The 18,977-nt window shown below is 59.1% G+C and carries 18 protein-coding genes and 1 pseudogene; 8 read left to right on the top strand and 11 right to left on the bottom strand.

The window, feature by feature from the left end; genetic code table 11:
- Positions 1–139 precede the first annotated feature (139 nt).
- Both AC1DXK_RS03285 and AC1DXK_RS03280 read left to right on the top strand, forming a co-directional pair.
- Entirely contained in the window at positions 140–1,288 is a 1,149-nt protein-coding gene (locus AC1DXK_RS03285; RefSeq protein WP_477296819.1) for a glycosyltransferase family 2 protein, read from the top strand.
- 13 nt (positions 1,289–1,301) lie between these two features.
- The gene (locus tag AC1DXK_RS03280) at positions 1,302–4,037 is read left to right on the top strand and encodes a glycosyltransferase family 4 protein (RefSeq protein ID WP_477296817.1); all 2,736 of its coding nucleotides are present in this window, start codon (positions 1,302–1,304) and stop codon (positions 4,035–4,037) included.
- A 352-nt stretch (positions 4,038–4,389) separates the two neighbouring features.
- Here the strand turns inward: AC1DXK_RS03280 and AC1DXK_RS03275 are convergent, their stop codons facing one another.
- The 4 genes from AC1DXK_RS03275 to tnpA form a co-directional block, all read right to left on the bottom strand.
- The gene (locus tag AC1DXK_RS03275) at positions 4,390–4,629 is read right to left on the bottom strand and encodes a hypothetical protein (RefSeq protein ID WP_477296815.1); all 240 of its coding nucleotides are present in this window, start codon (positions 4,627–4,629) and stop codon (positions 4,390–4,392) included.
- Between the two features lie 60 nt (positions 4,630–4,689).
- On the bottom strand, positions 4,690–6,255 hold the full coding sequence (gene tnpC, locus AC1DXK_RS03270) for an IS66 family transposase (RefSeq protein WP_477296931.1): 1,566 nt from the start codon (positions 6,253–6,255) through the stop codon (positions 4,690–4,692).
- A gap of 95 nt (positions 6,256–6,350) precedes the next feature.
- Positions 6,351–6,698 carry an IS66 family insertion sequence element accessory protein TnpB gene (tnpB, locus tag AC1DXK_RS03265; RefSeq protein ID WP_477296813.1) on the bottom strand — a complete coding sequence of 116 codons (348 nt, stop codon included), beginning with the start codon at positions 6,696–6,698 and terminating at the stop codon, positions 6,351–6,353.
- Positions 6,695–7,108: an IS66-like element accessory protein TnpA gene (gene tnpA, locus AC1DXK_RS03260; protein ID WP_477296811.1), complete on the bottom strand. Its 414-nt coding sequence runs from the start codon at positions 7,106–7,108 to the stop codon at positions 6,695–6,697. The genes tnpB and tnpA overlap by 4 nt, the downstream gene beginning before the upstream one ends.
- A gap of 129 nt (positions 7,109–7,237) precedes the next feature.
- Here tnpA and AC1DXK_RS03255 point away from each other — a divergent pair, with 129 nt between their 5' ends.
- The gene (locus AC1DXK_RS03255; RefSeq protein WP_457104594.1) at positions 7,238–7,468 is read left to right on the top strand and encodes a DUF6429 family protein; all 231 of its coding nucleotides are present in this window, start codon (positions 7,238–7,240) and stop codon (positions 7,466–7,468) included.
- Between the two features lie 21 nt (positions 7,469–7,489).
- Here the strand turns inward: AC1DXK_RS03255 and AC1DXK_RS03250 are convergent.
- Together AC1DXK_RS03250 and AC1DXK_RS03245 are read right to left on the bottom strand one after the other, a co-directional pair.
- A pseudogene (locus AC1DXK_RS03250) lies at positions 7,490–7,762 on the bottom strand (transposase domain-containing protein); the annotation flags it as partial.
- 100 nt (positions 7,763–7,862) lie between these two features.
- The gene (locus AC1DXK_RS03245) at positions 7,863–8,810 is read right to left on the bottom strand and encodes an FkbM family methyltransferase (protein ID WP_477296809.1); all 948 of its coding nucleotides are present in this window, start codon (positions 8,808–8,810) and stop codon (positions 7,863–7,865) included.
- A gap of 441 nt (positions 8,811–9,251) precedes the next feature.
- Here AC1DXK_RS03245 and AC1DXK_RS03240 point away from each other — a divergent pair, with 441 nt between their 5' ends.
- From AC1DXK_RS03240 to AC1DXK_RS03225, 4 genes are all read left to right on the top strand, one after another.
- Entirely contained in the window at positions 9,252–10,013 is a 762-nt protein-coding gene (locus AC1DXK_RS03240) for a recombinase family protein (RefSeq protein ID WP_477296807.1), read from the top strand.
- Complete coding sequence (locus AC1DXK_RS03235) at positions 10,010–10,198, top strand: hypothetical protein (protein WP_477296805.1); 189 nt, start codon at positions 10,010–10,012, stop codon at positions 10,196–10,198. Before AC1DXK_RS03240 ends, AC1DXK_RS03235 begins: the two co-directional genes overlap by 4 nt.
- A gap of 654 nt (positions 10,199–10,852) precedes the next feature.
- Positions 10,853–12,256: a glycosyltransferase family protein gene (locus tag AC1DXK_RS03230; protein WP_477296803.1), complete on the top strand. Its 1,404-nt coding sequence runs from the start codon at positions 10,853–10,855 to the stop codon at positions 12,254–12,256.
- Positions 12,257–12,514: 258 nt separating this feature from the next.
- The gene (locus tag AC1DXK_RS03225; RefSeq protein WP_477296801.1) at positions 12,515–13,801 is read left to right on the top strand and encodes a glycosyltransferase; all 1,287 of its coding nucleotides are present in this window, start codon (positions 12,515–12,517) and stop codon (positions 13,799–13,801) included.
- 185 nt (positions 13,802–13,986) lie between these two features.
- On the opposite strand, the gene AC1DXK_RS03220 is transcribed toward AC1DXK_RS03225, so the two are convergent.
- The 5 genes from AC1DXK_RS03220 to AC1DXK_RS03200 all read right to left on the bottom strand — a co-directional run bounded on the left by AC1DXK_RS03220 (position 13,987) and on the right by AC1DXK_RS03200 (position 18,259).
- Positions 13,987–14,274, bottom strand: a complete 288-nt coding sequence (locus AC1DXK_RS03220) for a transposase (protein WP_477296929.1) — start codon at positions 14,272–14,274, stop codon at positions 13,987–13,989.
- Positions 14,275–14,748: 474 nt separating this feature from the next.
- Positions 14,749–15,627, bottom strand: coding sequence for an NAD-dependent epimerase/dehydratase family protein (locus AC1DXK_RS03215; protein ID WP_477296800.1), 879 nt, complete (start codon positions 15,625–15,627; stop codon positions 14,749–14,751).
- Positions 15,624–16,343: a nucleotidyltransferase family protein gene (locus AC1DXK_RS03210; RefSeq protein WP_477296798.1), complete on the bottom strand. Its 720-nt coding sequence runs from the start codon at positions 16,341–16,343 to the stop codon at positions 15,624–15,626. The genes AC1DXK_RS03215 and AC1DXK_RS03210 overlap by 4 nt, the downstream gene beginning before the upstream one ends.
- A gap of 7 nt (positions 16,344–16,350) precedes the next feature.
- Entirely contained in the window at positions 16,351–17,346 is a 996-nt protein-coding gene (locus tag AC1DXK_RS03205) for a GDP-mannose 4,6-dehydratase (RefSeq protein WP_477296796.1), read from the bottom strand.
- Positions 17,347–17,722: 376 nt separating this feature from the next.
- Positions 17,723–18,259 (bottom strand): hypothetical protein, encoded by a 537-nt coding sequence (locus tag AC1DXK_RS03200; protein ID WP_477296794.1) that lies wholly within the window; start codon positions 18,257–18,259, stop codon positions 17,723–17,725.
- A 543-nt stretch (positions 18,260–18,802) separates the two neighbouring features.
- Between AC1DXK_RS03200 and AC1DXK_RS03195 the strand changes: the two genes are divergently transcribed.
- Positions 18,803–18,977: NAD-dependent epimerase/dehydratase family protein (locus AC1DXK_RS03195; RefSeq protein WP_477296927.1), on the top strand; the 175-nt coding region annotated here is incomplete at its 3' end.

Here is an 18,977-nt window from a genome sequence, read left to right as displayed (position 1 = left end):
GTTGAGCCGACCTCCAACCGAGGCAAGACTAATGACAAGACCTGAGACGGTTCGGCAGGAATATGCCGACTAAAGCCGGCCTCTCTGCAAAATACCTGCGCAGCATCTCGAAACAGATTACAAGGGAACGAGCCTTGCAATGACAACGGAAAGCATCGAACGTAATCCACTGGTATCGGTCATAACGCTTAGCTATAACTACGCGCGTTTTTTGCCCTATACGATAGAAGCAGTTCTGAGCCAAACGCACGATAATATACAACACATAATCATTGACGACGGATCTACAGACGACTCTGTCGATGTCGCACGCACTTACGCGCAGAGAGACAAAAGAATCGAAGTCATCGCTTTAGAAGCAAATCGAGGGGCATGCGCTGCCTACGCCGAAGCCTACAAATACGTGAAAGGAGAGTTCGTTTGCTCAATCGACGCAGACGATGTGCCGCATCAAACCAAATTTCGCAAGCAGCTCGATTTTTTCAGGGAAAATCCCGAATACGACCTCCTAAGCACATATATAGACGCAATTGATGGCAAAGGAGATCTCGTACCCTCGCCCAATATTCAACAGCAATGGGTTAACCAAGACCGCGATCTGAATGATCTCACGAACTGGCTGTCGGGCAACTATGTTGCGCATTCCGCAGTAATGATGAAGCGGCGCGCCCACGATGAAGTAGGAACCTTAGACCCAAGCATGATCTACGCCCCAGATTACGAGCATTTTACTCGTTTTATGGTGAGGGGATATAAAATTTTCACCTTGCCCGAAGAGCTGTTAAGTTATCGAGTGCACAACAACAACATAACGCACAAAAACCCGGAGGAGACGTTCATCGAGTTCTCATACATATTCTGGAAATGGATAATGCCAGTGCTCGTTCGTCAGCGCCGCTTCCAAGAGGTGGCGGGGCGGCTTTCGCAAATCGTCGCGCATGATCAGTACGCCGAGATGTCATTTGAGAGGCGAATGCGTCTACTGTCGGTCATCACGAGCCCTCCCTCAAATGTGAGTTGCTATAGGGAATTCAGAGATCTTGCCGCCACATCCGACCTATTCTCGGGAAGTGTTCTTGAGTCAGCGCTGAGCTACTCTCCCGCAAGCCTCGAGTTTAGGTCGCTGCTTCAAACAACTACACGCCTCTCCGCTACAGTTAACACACTAATATCCCAGATGGATTCACAACATAAATCGCATCAACTCGATACGCGCCTGAAATCGACGAATATATTTTCTTGGTTTGGACGGATCGCCAAGCAGTTGCGCGCGAATGACCTCCGGTGAGGAGATGTCAGCAATGTCCAAACCGGCAATTGCCGCGAATGATGAGACCCGAAATCAGGATGAAGGCCGCGGCGCAATGGGAATTACTTTCGCGCTTATAACCGATGAGTGCAAGGACTTATCAGATTTTCAACAATTTGTGCAAGCGTGCGCGGCTCAGACGATCTCACCGGTCAAACTCATTGTCGACTCCCGGGCACACTCGCTACCGGCGCAAAACTCGCTGTTGCCGATAGAGCACCAGCGCGCCGCCGAAAGTACCACAATAACGGCGCGGATTTTGAATACATTATCTAACGCGCCCGGCGAATATCTCGTCATCTTCCCAGGCGTCGACTACATTCCTGACCCCTTTTTTTGCGAAAGGACCGGTTTCCACGCGGCCCGAGTTCGTCCCGATGTCATATTCTACGACCCTGAACCGAACTTGGAGAGCAACTTAGCTCACAGCTGTCTCGGCAGCGGGACTCCCTTTTTGTATCGGCCAGAAAGTCCAGCGGTGGGTATCCGCCTTGCCAAGTACGGAAAGCAATCGAACCTCGCAATACGAGGCGCACCGCAATCAGCTCCATCTAAATTCACAAAACCCATTTCATCAGCCGGAAGTCGGCTGACCGCCGGTCGAGACCAGGACCCATTCAACGACGCATTGGCCCGGATTTTCGCGTCGACACCTCCGGAATACGCCTTAGCCTTAAAGGCCTTAGTTCATCCGGAGCAGATTTTCGGGCGGGAGAGTCAAAGCAACAACGGCGGGCGCCGAATTTTTTGGCATAGGCTTGGTCCAGATCGACGTGATTTGGGCGAGAGTAGGCGGTTCTCGCGTCTTGCACAAAGTTCAATCCCGAACGGGTCCGTCGAAGAAGTGGGCGGATATTTGGACCGAGTCCGTGAACCGCCGCAAAGCGGCCGCGGTAAGTATTTTACTATCGGCGATCAATCGGCATATTCAGATCGAGAACTCGTAGAGAACTCACAATTTTTTGATTATGACCTGTATCGAGCCAATTGGTTCTTCCGCGGGCAGCCCACAACCGATGCACTTTCTGATTTTCTCGAGCACGGCTGGCAGAAGGTTAGAGAAGTCAGCAAATATTTTCGTCTAGACCGCTACTTGCTAGCAAACGACGATGTACGAGATGTTCACATAAATCCTCTTGTTCACTATCTTAGATATGGAAGAGCGGAAGGTCGGTCGCGCTGGGGGAAAAACGGCGAGGTTTCAGGCGCGGAGGAGGCGCATCTGCTTTCAAGCGCCTTGTTCGATGCAGAGTACTACCTTGCGCAGAATGCCGACCTTGCGAGACAGGACGTCGATCCTATTTGGCATTTCCTAAAATATGGCGGGTTTGAGGGGCGCAGTCCAAGTGTTTATTTCGACGCCCGGTGGTACCTCGCCGAGAACTCTGATGTGGCTCATGCGAAAATAAACCCCCTTTTACATTATGTATTGTTCGGAAAAGGAGAAGGGCGCCAGATAAGGCCGGTCAACGATGCTCCATGGCGGTCTCGACTCGCAGGGCGGCCGCGGATGACGGATAGAATGGAATGGCGTCTCGACGCCGAGCCGGGTGGGTCTGCATCATCTTGGCTCATGCAGTCAGAAGTACCCGAAGGCTGCAAAGCTAGAGTCCTATGCTGCCTTCCTTATTTGGTCCGGGACAACCTGACTCTACGCCTCATGGATCAGGCGAAAAATCGCGGAGTTTCGGCATTATTAACGGTCCAGCATCCGACGCCGAAGAGCTACGCGGAAGACAATGGTCCATGGTCTCGCAGGGCTGAAAGTGTCTTACGTCTATATCAAGTCTCTGAGGAACAATCCTATCCGGACCTAATAGCGCATTTAATCAGGTCAAGGGGCGCGGGCACCTTATTGATTGCGGGCGCATCCGATCTTTATCCAATGCTTCCTCGTTTGAAAAGCGAGTTTAAAAATCTGTTCGTGATCGATCAGCTGTTTAATACGACGGGCCATACTCGCCTATCACTGACGTTCTCGCCATATATTGACAGGTATATCGTCGAGAGTGAGGCCATGTGGTCATTTCTATCCGACCGCGGGGTCGGCAAAGATAACATTTCTATACTATCCAGCGGAATCGATTTGGATCGATTTTCCCGCCGCGCAATGAACATGGAAGCTGTCTCCGCGTTCCGTTCCAGATTCGGTTTCGATGATTCGGTTTCGTTTATCGTGGGATACGTTGGTCGGTTGTCTCCCGAGAAAAATCCACTGGGTTTTTTACAGATCGCTCGGGAAGTACTCTCTCGTCGCTCGGATGTCGGCTTTTTCATCGCTGGTGGTGGGCCTATGCTCGACACCGTAATGATGGAGGTCAACCGGTACCTTCCAAGCGGCAATGTGAAAGTCGTTGGCTTTGTTGATGATGTCAGACAGGCAATGGCTGCCGCCGATTTACTGATAGTTCCCTCCCACGTAGATGGGCGTCCTAATGCGATCATGGAGGCAAACGCGCTCGGCGTGCCCGTTTTAGGTAGTGCAATCGGAGGCATTAAAGAGTTGATCAAAAACGGGGCGAACGGCTTTCTAGTCCGAAGTGGCGCTTATTCCGACTTCGCATCGAGAATTTGCGAAATTGTAGCCGACCCGGAAGGGTACGAAACCCTATGTCGCAGTACCGTTGATTTCGCCCTGAATAATTTCGAACAAGGTCCGATGTATGATAATTTTGTAAAGATCATCGCCGGATCTTTAGACGAAGGCCGCGCTCCTGGAGCCAAGTAGGCAGCCGCCGCGATGGGATGAGGTTGGCGCCGATCTGAAGTCGAGCGAGCAAAGATCTCGCAGGGCGGGGCGGTTGAGCCGCTTGTGCCGTGACGGTGACCGTTTCGGCTGCGCGGATCGGAGGGGTCGGGCAGATCACCAGTTATTCCCCGCCCCCTCGCCAGCGGCCGGGGCGCTCATCGACGTAAGGGGCCAGCCGTCCGTATTGCGCCACCCCTTTCCGCCGAATGGCGGGACGTATGAGAGTGACCCGACGCTCTGCCTGTTCGATTGGCGTGCTGGAGATATGTCGTTCGAGGATAACCGTTCGGCTGGGACCATGCCCATATCCGTCCGGTGAAGGACGCGGGGGCTACGGTTTAGATGGCAGCAGGTCTCTTTCCGCTCTGTGAGCGGCGATCCGCGCCTTGATCTCGTCGATGCCGTCGCGGGTGAATGCGGGGCACGCCTCGTCGCCCAGGCCGTGGACCCAGATCAGGCCGTCCTCAGGCTCCATGTCGACGATGATGTCGAACAGGGCGTCTTCGTCTGCTCCGAGGTCAGCGGCGACCCGGGCCAGCGTGAAGACGGCGCTCACCTTGTTGCGCTGCATCGGTTCAAGTCCGCCACGGCTTGATCGTCTCGTCAGGGCTCAGGCTGGCTGGCGATAGGCTCAGGCGGCCTCGGCACACGGGCCGGTGGCCGAGCGCCAATGCCACGGAAGAAGCTCGTGCAGGCGCTGCGCCGGGTGATCGGCGATGCGGGTGAGCACGTCGGCGAGCCAAGCCTGCGGATCGATGCCGTTGAGCTTGGCCGTCACGATCAGCGTCGCCATGGCGGCGGCCCGATCGGCGCCCCGCCCCGAGCCGGCAAACAGCCACGCCTTGCGTCCAAGCGCAAAGCCTCTCAGCGAACGCTCGGCGGCGTTGTTCGTCAGGCAGATCCGACCGTCCTCCAGGAAGTGGGTGAAGCCGGGCCAGCGTCGCAGCAGGTAGTCGATCGGCTCGGCCACAGCCGAGGAGCGTGACAGGCGCGCGCGCTGCTCACGCAGCCACGTCTCCAGTTCGGCCACGAGGGGTGCGCTCTCGGCACGACGCACCCTCAGACGTTCGTCGGCCGAGCGACCGTTGATCCCGCGCTCGATCGCAAACACCTCGTCGATCCGCCGGACCGCCTCCAGCGCGATCGGCGAGATCACCGCAGCTGTCTTGCCCCGCCGTGCCTTGGCCGCGACGTCAGCGAGCACGAAGAACCCGCGGCGGGCATGCGCCCAGCAGAGCGCCGGGCGGATCGTTCCTTGCCGGCGCGTGGGATCGTAGAGGCGGTTGTAACCGCTGTAGGCGTCCGCCTGCAGGATCCCGCTGTAACCGCGCAGATGAGCCTCGGGATGTTCTCCGGCCCCGTCGCGCGAGGCGTAGAACAGCGCCGCCGGCGGATCCGGGCCGCCGAAGGGGCGGTCGTCACGGACATAGGTCCAGATCCGGCCGGTGACCGTCCGGCCCCTGGCCAGGATCGGCACCGTGGTGTCGTCGCCGTGGAGCCGCCCGGCCGCCAGAACATGCGCCGCGATCAGCGCGTGCAGGGGCGCGAGCGCTGCCGTGCAGGCGCCGACCTGGTCGGCCAGCGTCGAGACCGACAGCGCGATCCCTTCCCGGGCGAAGCGCTCGCTCTGGCGGTTCAGCGGCTGATGCTGGCCGAACTTCTCGAACAGGATCGTCGCCAGGAGGTGAGGTCCGGCAAAGCCGCGCGGCGTGACGTGGAAGGGCGCGGGCGGCTGCGTGATCGTCTCGCAGGCCCGGCACGAGAAGCGCTCGCGCACGGTCTGGATCACCTTCCAGGTCCGCGGGATCACCTCCAGCGTCTCGGTGACGTCCTCGCCCAGCTTCGACAGCTTGGCCGATCCGCAGCACGGGCAGAGCTCCGGCGCCGGGATGAGGATCCGCTCGCGCGGGAGATGGGCCGGGAACGGTTTGCGCGCGGGCGGCCTGCGGGGCGGCAGGCCGGCCCCCAGCGTGCGCGCCAGGGCGGCCTCGGCGGCGGCCCGTTCCGTGGCGGTCGCCTCCAGCTCTTCCAGTTCGAGCTCCATCTGGTCGATGAGCCGCGCCGCGCGCTCCGAGCGCGTGCCGTAGAGGTCGCGCCGCAGCTTCTCGATCTGCAGCTTGAGATGCGCGATCAGCGCCGCATCGCTCGATCGGTCCGCCTCGGCGGTCAGCCGTGCGGCCCGTTCAGCCAGGATCATGGCGTGCGCGGCGGCAAGGTCGGAGGGCAGCGACTCGGGCGACGTGGTCACCGGAGGAGGGAATCACGCCCGCCCGGTCCTGCAAAGGGCCGACCTCACCCGACCGAGCTGGGCCGCCACGTCTCCTGGGGATGACGCCAGTCGATGCCCGAGAGCAGGTAGCCCATCTGCGCCGATGAGATCGTCACCACGCCGTCGGCTGGGCTCGGCCACAGGAAGCGCCCCCGTTCCAACCTCTTCGTGAACAGGCACGCGCCCTGGCCGTCGTGCCAGATGACCTTCAGCAGATCGCCGCGACGGCCGCGGAAGCAGAACAGATGCCCGTTCAGCGGATCGCGCTGGAGCACCTCCTGCACCTGCAGCGCGAGGCCGGGGAAGCCCTTGCGCATGTCGGTGTGGCCGGTCGCGAGCCAGACCCGCACGCCGGTGGGGACGGGGATCATCGCTCCTCCAGAACCGACAGCACCCAGCGCAGCGCCTCGGCGTCGACGTCCCGATCGACCTTGAGACGCCGGCCACCGCCGAGATCGATCTCGATCACACCGGCCCGGCGGCGGCGACGCGGATGCTGGTCTGCAGCGGCCGATGCCGGCAGGGTTGGCCCGCAGGGGTCAGGGTCCGGCTCAGGCTTTGTCACCACGGGCACGAACACCGGAGCCTGCTCGGCCCCGCCGAGCCGGCCCTCGCGGGCTTGCCGGCGCCACGTGAACAGCAATCCCAGCGCGATCCCGTAGCGGCGCGCGAGCGCACTCACCGAGGTGTTGGCCGCGTAAGACGCCTCGACGATCCGCGCCTTCTCCTCGAAACTCCAGCGCCGCCGACGCTCGACCCCGGCAAGAACCTCGACCCGCATCGCCCTGATCCGATGACCTTAACGCCAGCATTAAGGTCACACCTCAGGCACAAAACCGGATCTCACAAGGCGGCCATCACCGGGAGCTTACCCATGCCCTGTCTGAGCACGGCGTGCTAATCTGCTCGGATGGCGGTCGACGAGGAGCGCATCGACGAGGCGGTGCTCGCCCTTCTGTGGCTGACGCTCCACGACGGGCGTCGGGCCTGGAAGGGCTTCGACTGGGCCGCGCTTGGCCGTCTCCACGCCAAGGGGCTCATCGCCGATCCGGTCGGACGCGCCAAGTCGGTGGTGCTGACCGACGAGGGACTGCGCCAATCCGAGGCGCTGTTCCGGACCCTGTTCACACGCCCTGACTGACGCGCCAGGGCCGCGGCGTTGTCAGGCCACGGCTTGGAGCGTGGGTGTGCTCGGGTCGACCCAGGGCAGACGCTCGTCGAGCTGGCGCTGCGGATGGCCCTGGACGATGCGGGTGATCACGTCGGCCAGGTAGGSCTGCGGYTCGACGCCGAYGAGYTTGCAGGTCTCGAYSARKGARGCGATCACCGCCCAGTGCTCGCCCCCGYYGTCSGAKCCSGCRAACAGGGCATTCTTCCSATTCAAAGYCAGAGGCCGGATCGCGCGCTCGACRGTGTTGGAGTCGATCTCCAGCCGCACGCGCAAACACACATATATCGAACTATCACCTGCCGTGAGAAAGCAGGCCCCGTACCTCTAGATCAACGTTACTCGTCAGATCCGAGCCCTGCGTTCATCAGAAAGGCCTAGCAAACACATTTACTTGAGCGTCAGCACCGACGGGCAAAGGAAAGGGTATCGTCGACGCACCTGGGTTGCGACCGCTCGACGGAGAAAGATTAGGTTCGACAAACGACTCGAAGTAATAGCGAGACGCATCAGAAAACGCAGCAATATATTGCTCTTCATCAAATCCAAAATCTAGGGCAAGTTTTGGAGTGTACTCAAAAACAACAGCCGGCCTCTTGCACCTGATTACTTCCTTTGCGCCCCTCAACACGTTAAGCTCAGCCCCTTCAACGTCTATCTTTATGAGCGAGACGTTTAATATTTCCTCACGAGCAACGAAACTGTCGATGGAAGTGCACCGCACGTCAATCTCCGTCCAGGTATTCATAAACGAGAACCCGTGTTCCAGAGACGAGGCTATCGCAGAGTTCCCCGGAGCCGAATTAAATTTTATAACCCCATCTTGGTCGCCGATTGCAGATTGTGTTAGTATCACATTATGCACGTCGTTTAGAGCCAATGTTGCGGCGGCGACTCGAAACGTTTCCGGCGCCGGCTCAAACGCGAAAACTCGTCCTCGGGAATCGATATGTCGTCCCAGACTTGCGGCAACAACCCCAATGTTGGTTCCGACGTCTATCACATCCCCTTCCAGACCACCTATGCACTCAACTAACCCGTTGATTAACACTGAGTTGCAATTTGGATAAAGCGCATGTAGCGCCCCTGGCAGGTCTCTTGCGTCCGCCGCGAATTTAACGCCGTTTTCGATTTGGCCAAAGAAATATGGATAAAGAGGATCAACTTGGTCTCTCATCAATGCGTAGGTAGCTAGCGGGTCTGCAGAGTTCCGGCAGGCGTCCCAAAGCCAGCTGTAATCCGCAGCCCGGTCTCTAATTTCCTCAAGGATCATCAGAGGCGTTTCGAATCCGTTTTTTGGAGCATCGTGCGGCATTGGTAGCCTCCGGCTTCTTTCCGTAAATCTGTGAGAAGTCTCGCTTATCACACACTATGATGGCTGCGCTTGTGCTTCGCGCGAGACTAGCCTCCTTCTATGATGATTCGCCCGGATGTCACCTATCGCTCCAACTTCTAGCTCACCCACGCAATCGACCTAACCTTGTTTTAAAAATACCTCGAGGCTTGGGGCAGGTGGGGCAATATCGATCTTGGTGGGAGCCCGGAGATCTGTGCTGTGTGCGTTCTCGATTTCTGTGCTGGCGGACGAGACAGTTCCGCGCTGGCTTCGACACAGCATGCTAGATGACCGGCGGTCAAGTTCCGCGCCCTTTGTGCCGGCGTCCGCCTCCATCAGGGTGAGCGCCAGAAGGCGTCACGCGGCGAACTGCGGCTGCCGTTTCCGGCCGGCCTCATCTATGACGGCGCAGGTGCGATCGTGCTCAACCCGGACGAGGAGTTGCGGGCATGCCTCCAGCTCGTCTTTGCAAAGTTCGAGGAGCTGGGCAGTGCGCGCGCCGTCATGCGCTACCTGCGCACCCATCATCTTCCTCTACCGGTGCGCCTGTTGCTCGGACCGGCCCCGCATGCCGTCGTCTGGCGTGAGGCCGACAGCGCCCGCGTGCGCGCCATCCTGCAGAACCCCGCCTATGCGGGCGCCTACGTCTATGGCCGACGGCAAACCGAGCCGATCCGACGCCGGCCGGGATCGCGGCCGACCAGCACGAAGGTCACGGTCGGGGCTTGGGAGGTCTGCCTCCAGGCCGCGCATCCCGGCCACATTGGCTGCGAGGCGTTCATGGCCAACCAGATCCACTTGTCCGAGAACGTGAACCGCTATGCGGCGGATCGAGCTGGCGCGCCGCGGGCGGCCTCGCGCTCCGCCAGGGCATCGCGCTGTGCGGGTGCTGCGGATGTCGCATGGGCCTGCGCTACAGCGGCCCCGCGCGGCGCCTATCCTGTCTACGGCTGCCGGGTCGATCGCGATCAAAGTGCCGGCCCGCTCGGCCAGGAGGTCCGTGCTCAGCCGGCCGACGACGCGGTCGCGCCGGTCCTGCTCGATGCCCTCGTCGCAACCGCCGATCGCACCATCGTGGCCCCGGATGCGCCCGCGGCTGTTATCCCTGTATTCGACTTCCTGGCAGCGCTACGCACGGCCTGGCAGGCTGGTGAGATGCGGCCGACGGCGCGGGTGGGTTGAAGCCCACACGCGTCCCTCGCCGACCTGATCCGCTGGTTGCGGCCGCCGACGAGCTGCGGGCGTGGTTCGAGGCCGAGCCGTGGCGCTCGGGCGGCGAGTTCCTCGCCCGGCTGCAGGCAACCTACCCCGATCGCTACTACGCGGACGGGCTGCTCCGGACGGTGCAGCGGCGGCTGAAGGTGTAGCGCGTGGAAATGGCCTCAGCGCTGGTATTCGGCCTCTCGCAGCCAGCCTTGCCGTTAGCTGCTCGATCGGGAAAATTGACGTGAAGCAACCGACCGTCGGCTCGGGAGCATTCCTAGTGAGGCCACACGTGGTCTCATCCTGATTGCCGCGCCGCAAGGCCGACCAGGCGCAAGCCGGAAGGGCGCTGCTCCTGTGCTTCCAGCAATCGTATCCCGACATTTATCCCAATGCTCTACCGCGCACGTGCAACGCCGTCTCAAGCTCTGGCGCGGCGAGGCGCGTCCCGGCTGGCGTGTGGCGTCTCGGATCAGCGACCACGCGGAGGCGCGTCGGGAACATCCGCGTGAGGTAATCAACCGCGCCTCCGAGAGCATCTATGAATGAGGCGATACGGCCTCACATCCATAACCTCACGCGACACCACGGTTGTGGAGCTAGACGAATGGTGGCAATACCGCGTCGAGCGGCGACCATAGAGCCCCGTGCCAAGCGCGTCGCAACCCAAGGAGTTCCGGTGCTGAAGGAAGGCAAATCACCACGCTGGTTTCCCCTTCAAGGGCCACACAGCTCTTCGAGCCTCATCCTGAATATGAATTTTTCGTCATAAGAGCTTGGGGACAATGAGACATACGTCATATAATGGACCCGTTAACATGGGCGATGAAGCTGAATCGCTGTTCACGGAACTCGCCATTTATGACGAGACCCTGCCTTCAAGTTTTTCGCCATTTCGCACTTTGGAATATGAACATTATCTGTCTTTTTTTCCGAACTCCGTGCTTATATCGCTCGAGCAATGGCATTGTAGAAATTCCAACTCAAGCTTCGACGAAGAAGTTCAATCCCTGCCGATTGATAGCGGGCTAAAGCCAAGAATACGTAGGTTTGCAGACTCCCAGGCCATCGTTCCGCGCCTCGCGTATATAACATTCTTGAATAATGCTTGGTCGTTATTACCGCACCTCACTGCCCGTCAAATACCTTTCATTCTGCAGCTGTACCCAGGCGGCTGCTTTGAGCCCAACGTGCCAGAAAGCGACAGGCGCCTGAAGGAAGTTGTTTCCTCCCCGCTCTGTCGAAAAGTTATCACGACGCAGAATCTTTCGGCAAAACATTTGATTGAGCGGATTGGATGCCCTCCAGAAAAGGTGGAACTGATCTATGGTGGAGTATTCGACAGCCGCGTAGACTTCGATTTCTCGCGCGATAAGCGCCTTTATGGGGTTCATAAAGATACTATCGACCTTTGCTTCGTCGCGCACCGATACGGAAATAATTTCGCCCAAAAGGGTTACGACCAGTTTGTCGCAATAGCACAAGGATTGTCGGCTACAGATCCACGGCTTCGCTTCCATGTAGTAGGAGATTATTTTCCAGAAGACATTCCCCTCGGCGCCGTCACCGATCGGTTTACCTTCTATGGCCAACAGCCGAACAGTTTTTTCCGCGATTTCTATCCAAGCATGGACCTTATTATTTCGGTCAACCGCCCCCCAACCCCGGGCACCGGTGCATTTGACGGTTTTCCGACCGGAGCCTGCATGGAGGCGGGCTTCCGCGGGGTCCTCAATTGCCTCCATGATCCCTTGGGCCTGAACATCGAGTTCGAAGACGGCCGCGACATCATCCTGGTGGACCTGGATGTCGACACCACGATACGGCGACTGACAGAATTTTTTGCCGAGCCGGATCAGCTCTACAAACTCGCAAGGGCAAACTGGGACAAGTACCGTGAGATCTTTGATGTAGACCGGCAATTGTGGGCACGAACTCGGCTTATTGTGAGCGAGATATCCTCACTTGCCGGGACACTAGTGATCCGTCCCTCCGCGCCGGCAAGTGCGCTTGATGCCCACACGATAGCTGCGGTGAACAGTTCACAATACGAGCTTATTCTGCAGCTGAACGCCAGACTCGAGGACACTGAGAGACGGCTAAATAATTTGATCGACGAGTACAAGAAATTGGCACAGGGATATGAAGCTAGAGGTCATGCTCTGGAGCAGATGGAGGCACAGATGGCTCGGCTGAGCTCGCCGTCCAAAAGTGCAGAATAGGCAAAGCAACGACACGACAACCTGCTCGCGGAGTACCAAAAATTAGCCGCCGGGTACGAAGCACGTGGAAAACTGCTCGAAGCGATGGGGGCCCGTGACGCGGGTGTTCGGCAGGTTGCGCCTACCCCGGACCGCCAACTCGCGGAGCTCACTTCTGGACCTTACGACGAGGCGGAAGAGCCTTGACGCGTCGGGAAACTAGATTTTTGCACTCCTATTTGCAGGACAAAAGCAATAATCATCGAACGGGGAGATCCAATGAGCTGTGATATTGCCGCTGCCAGCGAACTATCGTCAACGAACAAGAAAGAGAACTACGTCTCAATTCTTGCCTGCGAAGAGATAGATCGATTTCACCACAACGCCGTCTTCGCGGCGGAAATCGCGGCCGCCTTCGCAGACGCCAACGTCAAAACACGCACTTTTGACTACCGGAAGCAAGTTCGGGAGGTCACAGCGGCAGTGATGGATCCGTTGTGCCAATTTTTTCTGTGTTTCAACGGATTCGGGTCGGAATTGTCTGTTTCGCCAGGAACTCCCGGTCACCTTCTTTCCGCCTTCGAGTATTACCGGAAGCCGATATTTGATCTGATGCATGACATGCCATCAGGGGAGCCGATGGCTCATCAGATGAACTCGCGCAGCAAGTTTCGTTTCGTCTTGATGACCGACTATGGATACGTCCAAGAAGCGAACGAGCTCGGCATTCCGAATGTCCGCTTCGTGCCCTCAATTACTTTCCCTCGCACCGTCGCCAGGCGTCAACCACTGTTGAAGGACAGGCCTATCCAGGTACTTCTGCCAGCCACAATTCTGAAAACAGACTACTTGAGAGCCCGTTACGACCGGGACCAAGGCTACAGAACCCGAGTCTATCGTGAGATATTTTCTGCGGTCTCGGAGAGATGCAGCCAGGATTTGTCACTCGACTCAAGGGTGGAAACGCGTTCTGCTTGTCTTCAGGCGGGGGTAGAATTCGATGTCCGGCACCCTGACTCGCGGTTCCTACTGACTAGTATCTCCGACTTTGTGAAATTTGAGCGGCGGCGCAACTTGTTGAAGGCACTTCAATCCGTCCGAGTTACAGTTGTAGCAGATCGGCAACTGGAGGAGACTTACCCAGGCGCTCTCTTCGAGACGGCACCTGCAAGATCCTTTACCGAACTGTTAGGGCTGATGACGAATTCGCAGATCGTGTTATGTCCGTTACCACATATGGCTGGCTTCCATGAGCGCGCGCTCGGCGCGTTCAATGCTGGGGCGGCAGTACTAGCGGCGCCAAACCATATTCTAGAATCAAATTTCTTGCACGACGAGGACATGTATGTTTATCGAGACGTGTCGGAGTTACCTGACTTAATCAGCGACCTACTCGCCGACCCGGATCGGCTACAGAGGCTGGGGCAGCACGGACATTCGAAGGCAATGGCGCAGTTCTCGCCATCCCGTTTGATACAGACAATTCTAGCGCACTGGCGGCTATACTACCGTGACACGCGGACGAGTGCAGACGCGCAGGATGATGCCGCGAGCGCCGCTGCATAAACAGCGACGAAGCGGCTAATCAACGTCAGCGTGCCGACTCGGCATGATCCGCCCCACTTAGGTGGTCCGCCCGGAGGGCGGAACTCGCCGCAGCCCTGGTCGAGGATGGCCTTGTTCAGCCCGGCCTTCTACCGGACGTGTTTGCCCGGCGGCTCGGCCGTCCCGGCCGCGCTCGCGGTCATCGCTCACACGTCCAGATCCTCGAGGCAGATCACCGCGTGGTTCTTGCTGATGGGCGTCGAGGCTTCGTGCAGGAAGTCGGACCGGATACGGGCGATGCGCGCCTGGATCTTCTTGACCGTCGCCTTCTTCCAGTTGCGGCTGAACTTCTCCTTTCGGCTCATCGCCCGTTGCGCCTTCGAGCGCCGCCTCGGCCGAGCGGAACGCGTCCACCGGCTCGATGTGTGTGCCGTCGGACAGGGTGGCGAATAGCGCCACGCCCACGTCGATTCCGACGAGGCTTGCGGCCGGATGAATCGGCTGCTCGACCTCGCGCTCAGTCTGGACCGCGACGAATCAGCGACCGGTGTGGCGCGAGACGGTCACTTGCCCCACCTCACCTTCGACGAAGTGAGAGGCGCGGTCGCGCATCCAGCAGAGCTTGGGTAGGTCGATGCGCCCGTTTGGCTGGTCGAGTCTCACCTCTTGCGGGTGGCGAAAGGCATCGTCTTAGCCCCTCTTCTCGTGGCGGGGGAACTTGGCTCGGCCCTCGAAGAAGGTGCGTTAGGCGCGGTCGAGATCCTTGAGCGCCTGGTGCAGCACCTGGCTGTGCACCGCCTTGAGCCAGGCAGTTGCAGTCTCAGCCTTCCAAGCGGTGAGCTGCTTGCACAGGTCGGCGCAGGAGAGGTGCGTCTCAGCCCGACAAACTTGCGCTCAGCGCGGACCAATTTTGCCGATCCAGGGCATTGTGCCCGCGCCGAAGCTTCACCACACCAGGAGCCATGACCTTATGAGTCCGCAATCATACGTCGGAGAATGCTCGTGAAGTCGGGTTTACTTGGGGTAAGTCCATATCGTTGAAGCCGTCCGGTGCTGCCATAAAATTCCGGCATTTCGCCTCCCCGTACCCGAAGCGGGTCGGTGACGACGCTCACAGCCTGAGGTGCAATCTCGATCAATTGGTCGACAATATCTCTCAGTGTGAAGGCCTCGCCTACGCAAATATTGACCACCTGCCCAAAGGCGTCCGGAATCGCGCAGAGAGCGGCGATCAGGCGTGCAGCTTCGTCAGCACATATAAAATCGCGTCGGACGTCAAGATTTCCGACGCGCAGTTCGGTTTCACCGCGACGAATCCGGTCGGTAAAGTCACCCAGCGCAAGGTAGGAGGGCATGCCAGGCCCGACGGGATTGAACAAGCGAGCACACAGAACGGGGCGGCACCTCTGAGACAGTCCCAGCAGCGTCTGCGCGAACTTACTGACGCCGTATGCGGTCTGCGGCGAACAGACATGCTCTTCTGAGACTGGCAGATCGCGGGCGTGCACATAACCGTATTCGGCAGCAGATCCGATGAGAACCACCGCCGTTCCAAGGCCCAGCTGATCAAGAGCCGAAAATAAATCAGTTGCAGAAAGAAGGTTTGCTTCGAAAAACTCGCGAGGCGACAGTGGACCTGCTGTGCCGATGCCATGAATAATCAGATCCGGCTCGGCCTCAGCGAGCGCACTCGTAAAACTTCCTTCTCGTAGTGAAGGGACCACGAGGTCGCCCGCTTCGGGGTCGCGGCGGACAACCCCCGTCGTCCGCCAGCCCCCCTCCTTAAGCATTGAAACGATGCGCCGCCCAAGAAAGCCGTTGGCACCTGTCACGAAGGCAGTTTTCAAGATAGAGATCCCAGAAAAACGCTAGCATCTTTCTCGAACATCTCCTGCGCAAGCGCGAAGTCCGCTGGCCTACCTATGTCAAGCCAGAAACAGTCGTCGCGGTGGCAGTAAACATGCTGATTATCTGCCACGAGAGCACGCACCAAGTCAGGCATATCTAGATGTTCGCCTGGGCGGACATAAGGCCGGACAGCATCCGTGTTCAGTACATAGATTCCCATACTGATCACTTGCTCGAACGTGGGCTTCTCTCGGTAGGCGACCATGCGCATTTCTTCATCGGTCTCTAAGAGACCGAACTCGCTTTTCATTTCTCGCACGTATGTACCGATGGTCGCCGCCGCCTTGCGCTGTTCGTGCTCTTCGATCATGCGCCGGATATTCAGGGTGGTCAGCAGATCACCGTTCGTGAGCAGGAATGTCTCGCCGAGCCGATCAAGGGCGAGGCCGATCGGCCCTGCCGTTCCGAGCGGCTTATCCTCCACACTGTAGGTGATCGGAATTCCGATCCGGCTTCCGTCGCCGAAAAACGCCTCGATCAGGTGCCGGAGATGATTGACGGCAAGAACGACCTCGGTGACCCCCGCGGCTTTGAGGCGGCGTAGAAGAAGCTCCAGAATCGGCATGTCGCCGAGCGGCATTAGGGGCTTCGGGAACAGGGCAGAGTAGGGGTGCAGTCGCGACCCCTTACCGCCGGCCATGACGATCGCTTTCATGGCAGCCTCATACAGCAAAGACGTTGGGGCGGTACAACGCGCGGTGCTGGTCGACGAATTCGATGGTTCGGCGCAATCCGTCATCCAAATTCGTTTTCGGCTCCCAGCCCATCAATCGCTTGGCCTTCGCGTTGTCGGAGACCAGTCTCATAACTTCGCTACGCGCCGGTCTGTCGCGTTGTGCGTCGTGGACGATAGGCTTTCTTACATCCATCAATGCCAAGATCCGATCAGCGAAGTCGCCGATGCTGAACGTTGAGCCTGTACCGAGATTGATGGTTTCGCCTTCGATTCCAGGGGTGATGGCAGCGCGCAGGAACCCATCAACTGTATCATCAACAAAAGTCATATCGCGCAGCGGGGTAAGCGAACCGAGATGGATCGCGTCACGCTCGAGCGCCTGACAAATGATCGTTGGGATAAAAGCTCGAGCCGATTGTCTAGGGCCGAAAGTGTTGAAAGGCCTGAGCGTAACAACGGGAGTGTCGAAAGAGCGGTGATAGCTCTCCGCAATTTTGTCAGCCGCCAGCTTGCTCGCCGAATAGGGAGACTGCCCTTGCAGCGGATGATCCTCATCGATCGGAACCCGCAGCGCTGTGCCGTAAACTTCCGAGGTGCTGGTATGTACGACGCGTGAAACGCCCAGCCGCCTGGCCGCCTCTAGTACATTAAGGGTCCCCTCAATGTTGGTCCGGAGGTAGCTTCGCGGGGCTGTATATGAATATGGAATCGCGATCAAAGCGGCGAGATGAAGTACAATCTCGTTCCCCTCGACAGCTCGATAAACGAAATCACCGTCTTCAATGTTCCCCGGAATTATCCGAAGCCTAGCTTTGAGATCAGGATGGAGAAACTCGAGATTGCCGATGCTCGACAACGAATTATAGTGAGTCATACACGTTACATTCGCGCCGAGGTTCAAAAGCGCTTGCGTAACGTGGCTGCCAATGAAGCCTGCAGCGCCTGTCACTAGGATCTTTTTCGATCCGAATGCATTTTCCATGGTTGCGATTGCCTCACCGGAGCTAGGGAGCCGCGGGCCCTGTTAAACGCGGCGAGCGATAGCCCTTCTTTCGGGACCTGTCGATCTTGAGTCGTGAGAGTGCCTTCAGAGGATTGATTCTGGATGAGGGTAGCTGGACGATCGCGCCCTTCCCCGTGCCGCGGGCAGCGGCCGGCGCTTATGCCACCTATTCGTCCGGCAGATGTCGTCGGCCGCCTGGTGGTCCGCCACACGGACGGCTCCTGAACCAGCAGCGGCCGAACGCTCACCCGCCATCCGTGCCAGCAGCACGGGCCAGCCTCCGTGAGAAGGCCGTCTCCTCATCCGCGCGAGGCGGCCCCCGCGGCCGGTTGACACGCGGGACGGGCGGCTTCGCTCATTCCGCGGCGGTGTCGTGGTGGATCTCCTCGCTGGCGAAACCCTCCTCGCTCGATTCAGTTTCGCCGTCAGCCCCCTCTGAGGCGCCATTCGAGCCCGTTGCAGCCGTGAAGAAATCACCGTTCCGGACGGCCTCGCCGCCCGTCACCATCATGCTTAGATATGTGTTGAGGGTGTTCGGGGCGACGTCGGGCAGCCGCTCGGCGATCTCGGCATGCGACAGGCCTTGCGGACCGGCATCGCCGAGCAGGGCCTTTAACCGGCCCTTGGCCGAGTTCGCTCGTGGACCGCGAGCCCCGCGTCGCCCGCCCGACTGGGGCGCGGTACGATCGCCCGCGGATGCCCGTGAGGCGTCCGATGAACGAAGGTGGCCGGTTTCCTCCAACGGAATGCCCTCCACAATCGAGGTCAGTGCGGCCTCCGCGGCACGGAGTTTCGTCAACTCCGCCGCGATCCGATCGTAATCGCTTTGGAGGGCGGCTCTGCGCGTCCGAACGTCGACCAGAGCCTTCGATAAAGTGTTGTCCTCAGCCACCGGATGGACTCTTCCATTCGTCTCGTTTGCAGTCGGCCATACGTCATAGGCCCCATCAAACGTCAACAGGGGCTCGTAAACCGTCTGCCCTGCTGCCGTCTCGGTTCGATGGGTAAGTGCGGTGTGACGGCTCAGGTTGTGACGGCTGCGCTGTATAGCTTAGACACGTTCCGCAACACCCTTGCCACGCTCCTGCCAAACCTGCCGCGTTCCACGCAGGCCGGATTGCCGACGGATCACAACCCCAGCACGCTGATGCCGTTTATATCCTGGCAAAGGGCAGGCGCTCTTCCACGGATTCAGAATATTGCGATGGACCACCGACCTGGGCCGGGTTACGTGCGGACGATCCGGAGATCGGCGTGCCGTGGCCGATCTCGGGCGAGGCGGCGATCCTGTCCGACAAGGACCGCCGCGCGCCGCGCCTCGCCGATCTCGGGCGGGTGTTCTGATCTGCGCGGCCAGCCGTAATTTTGTCACGCCAGCCAGTCTTCTGCTGGGCCGGCTCTCCTGTTTTCGATCCCTACGACGAGGTAACCCGCCATGCGCATCCTGGTGACCGGAGGCTGCGGCTTCATCGGCTCGGCGCTGGTGCTGCACCTCGTCAACGATCTCGGCCACGACGTCTGCACCCTCGACGCGATGACCTACGCGGCCAACCCGGTCTCGCTGGCGCCGCTTGCCGACAACCCGCGCCATCGCCTCGTCGAGGCCGACA

Source organism: Methylobacterium sp. P3_A11 (genome assembly GCF_056403155.1).
Note: the sequence above shows the minus strand (reverse complement) of the source record. Positions and strands in the feature narration are given on the sequence as shown.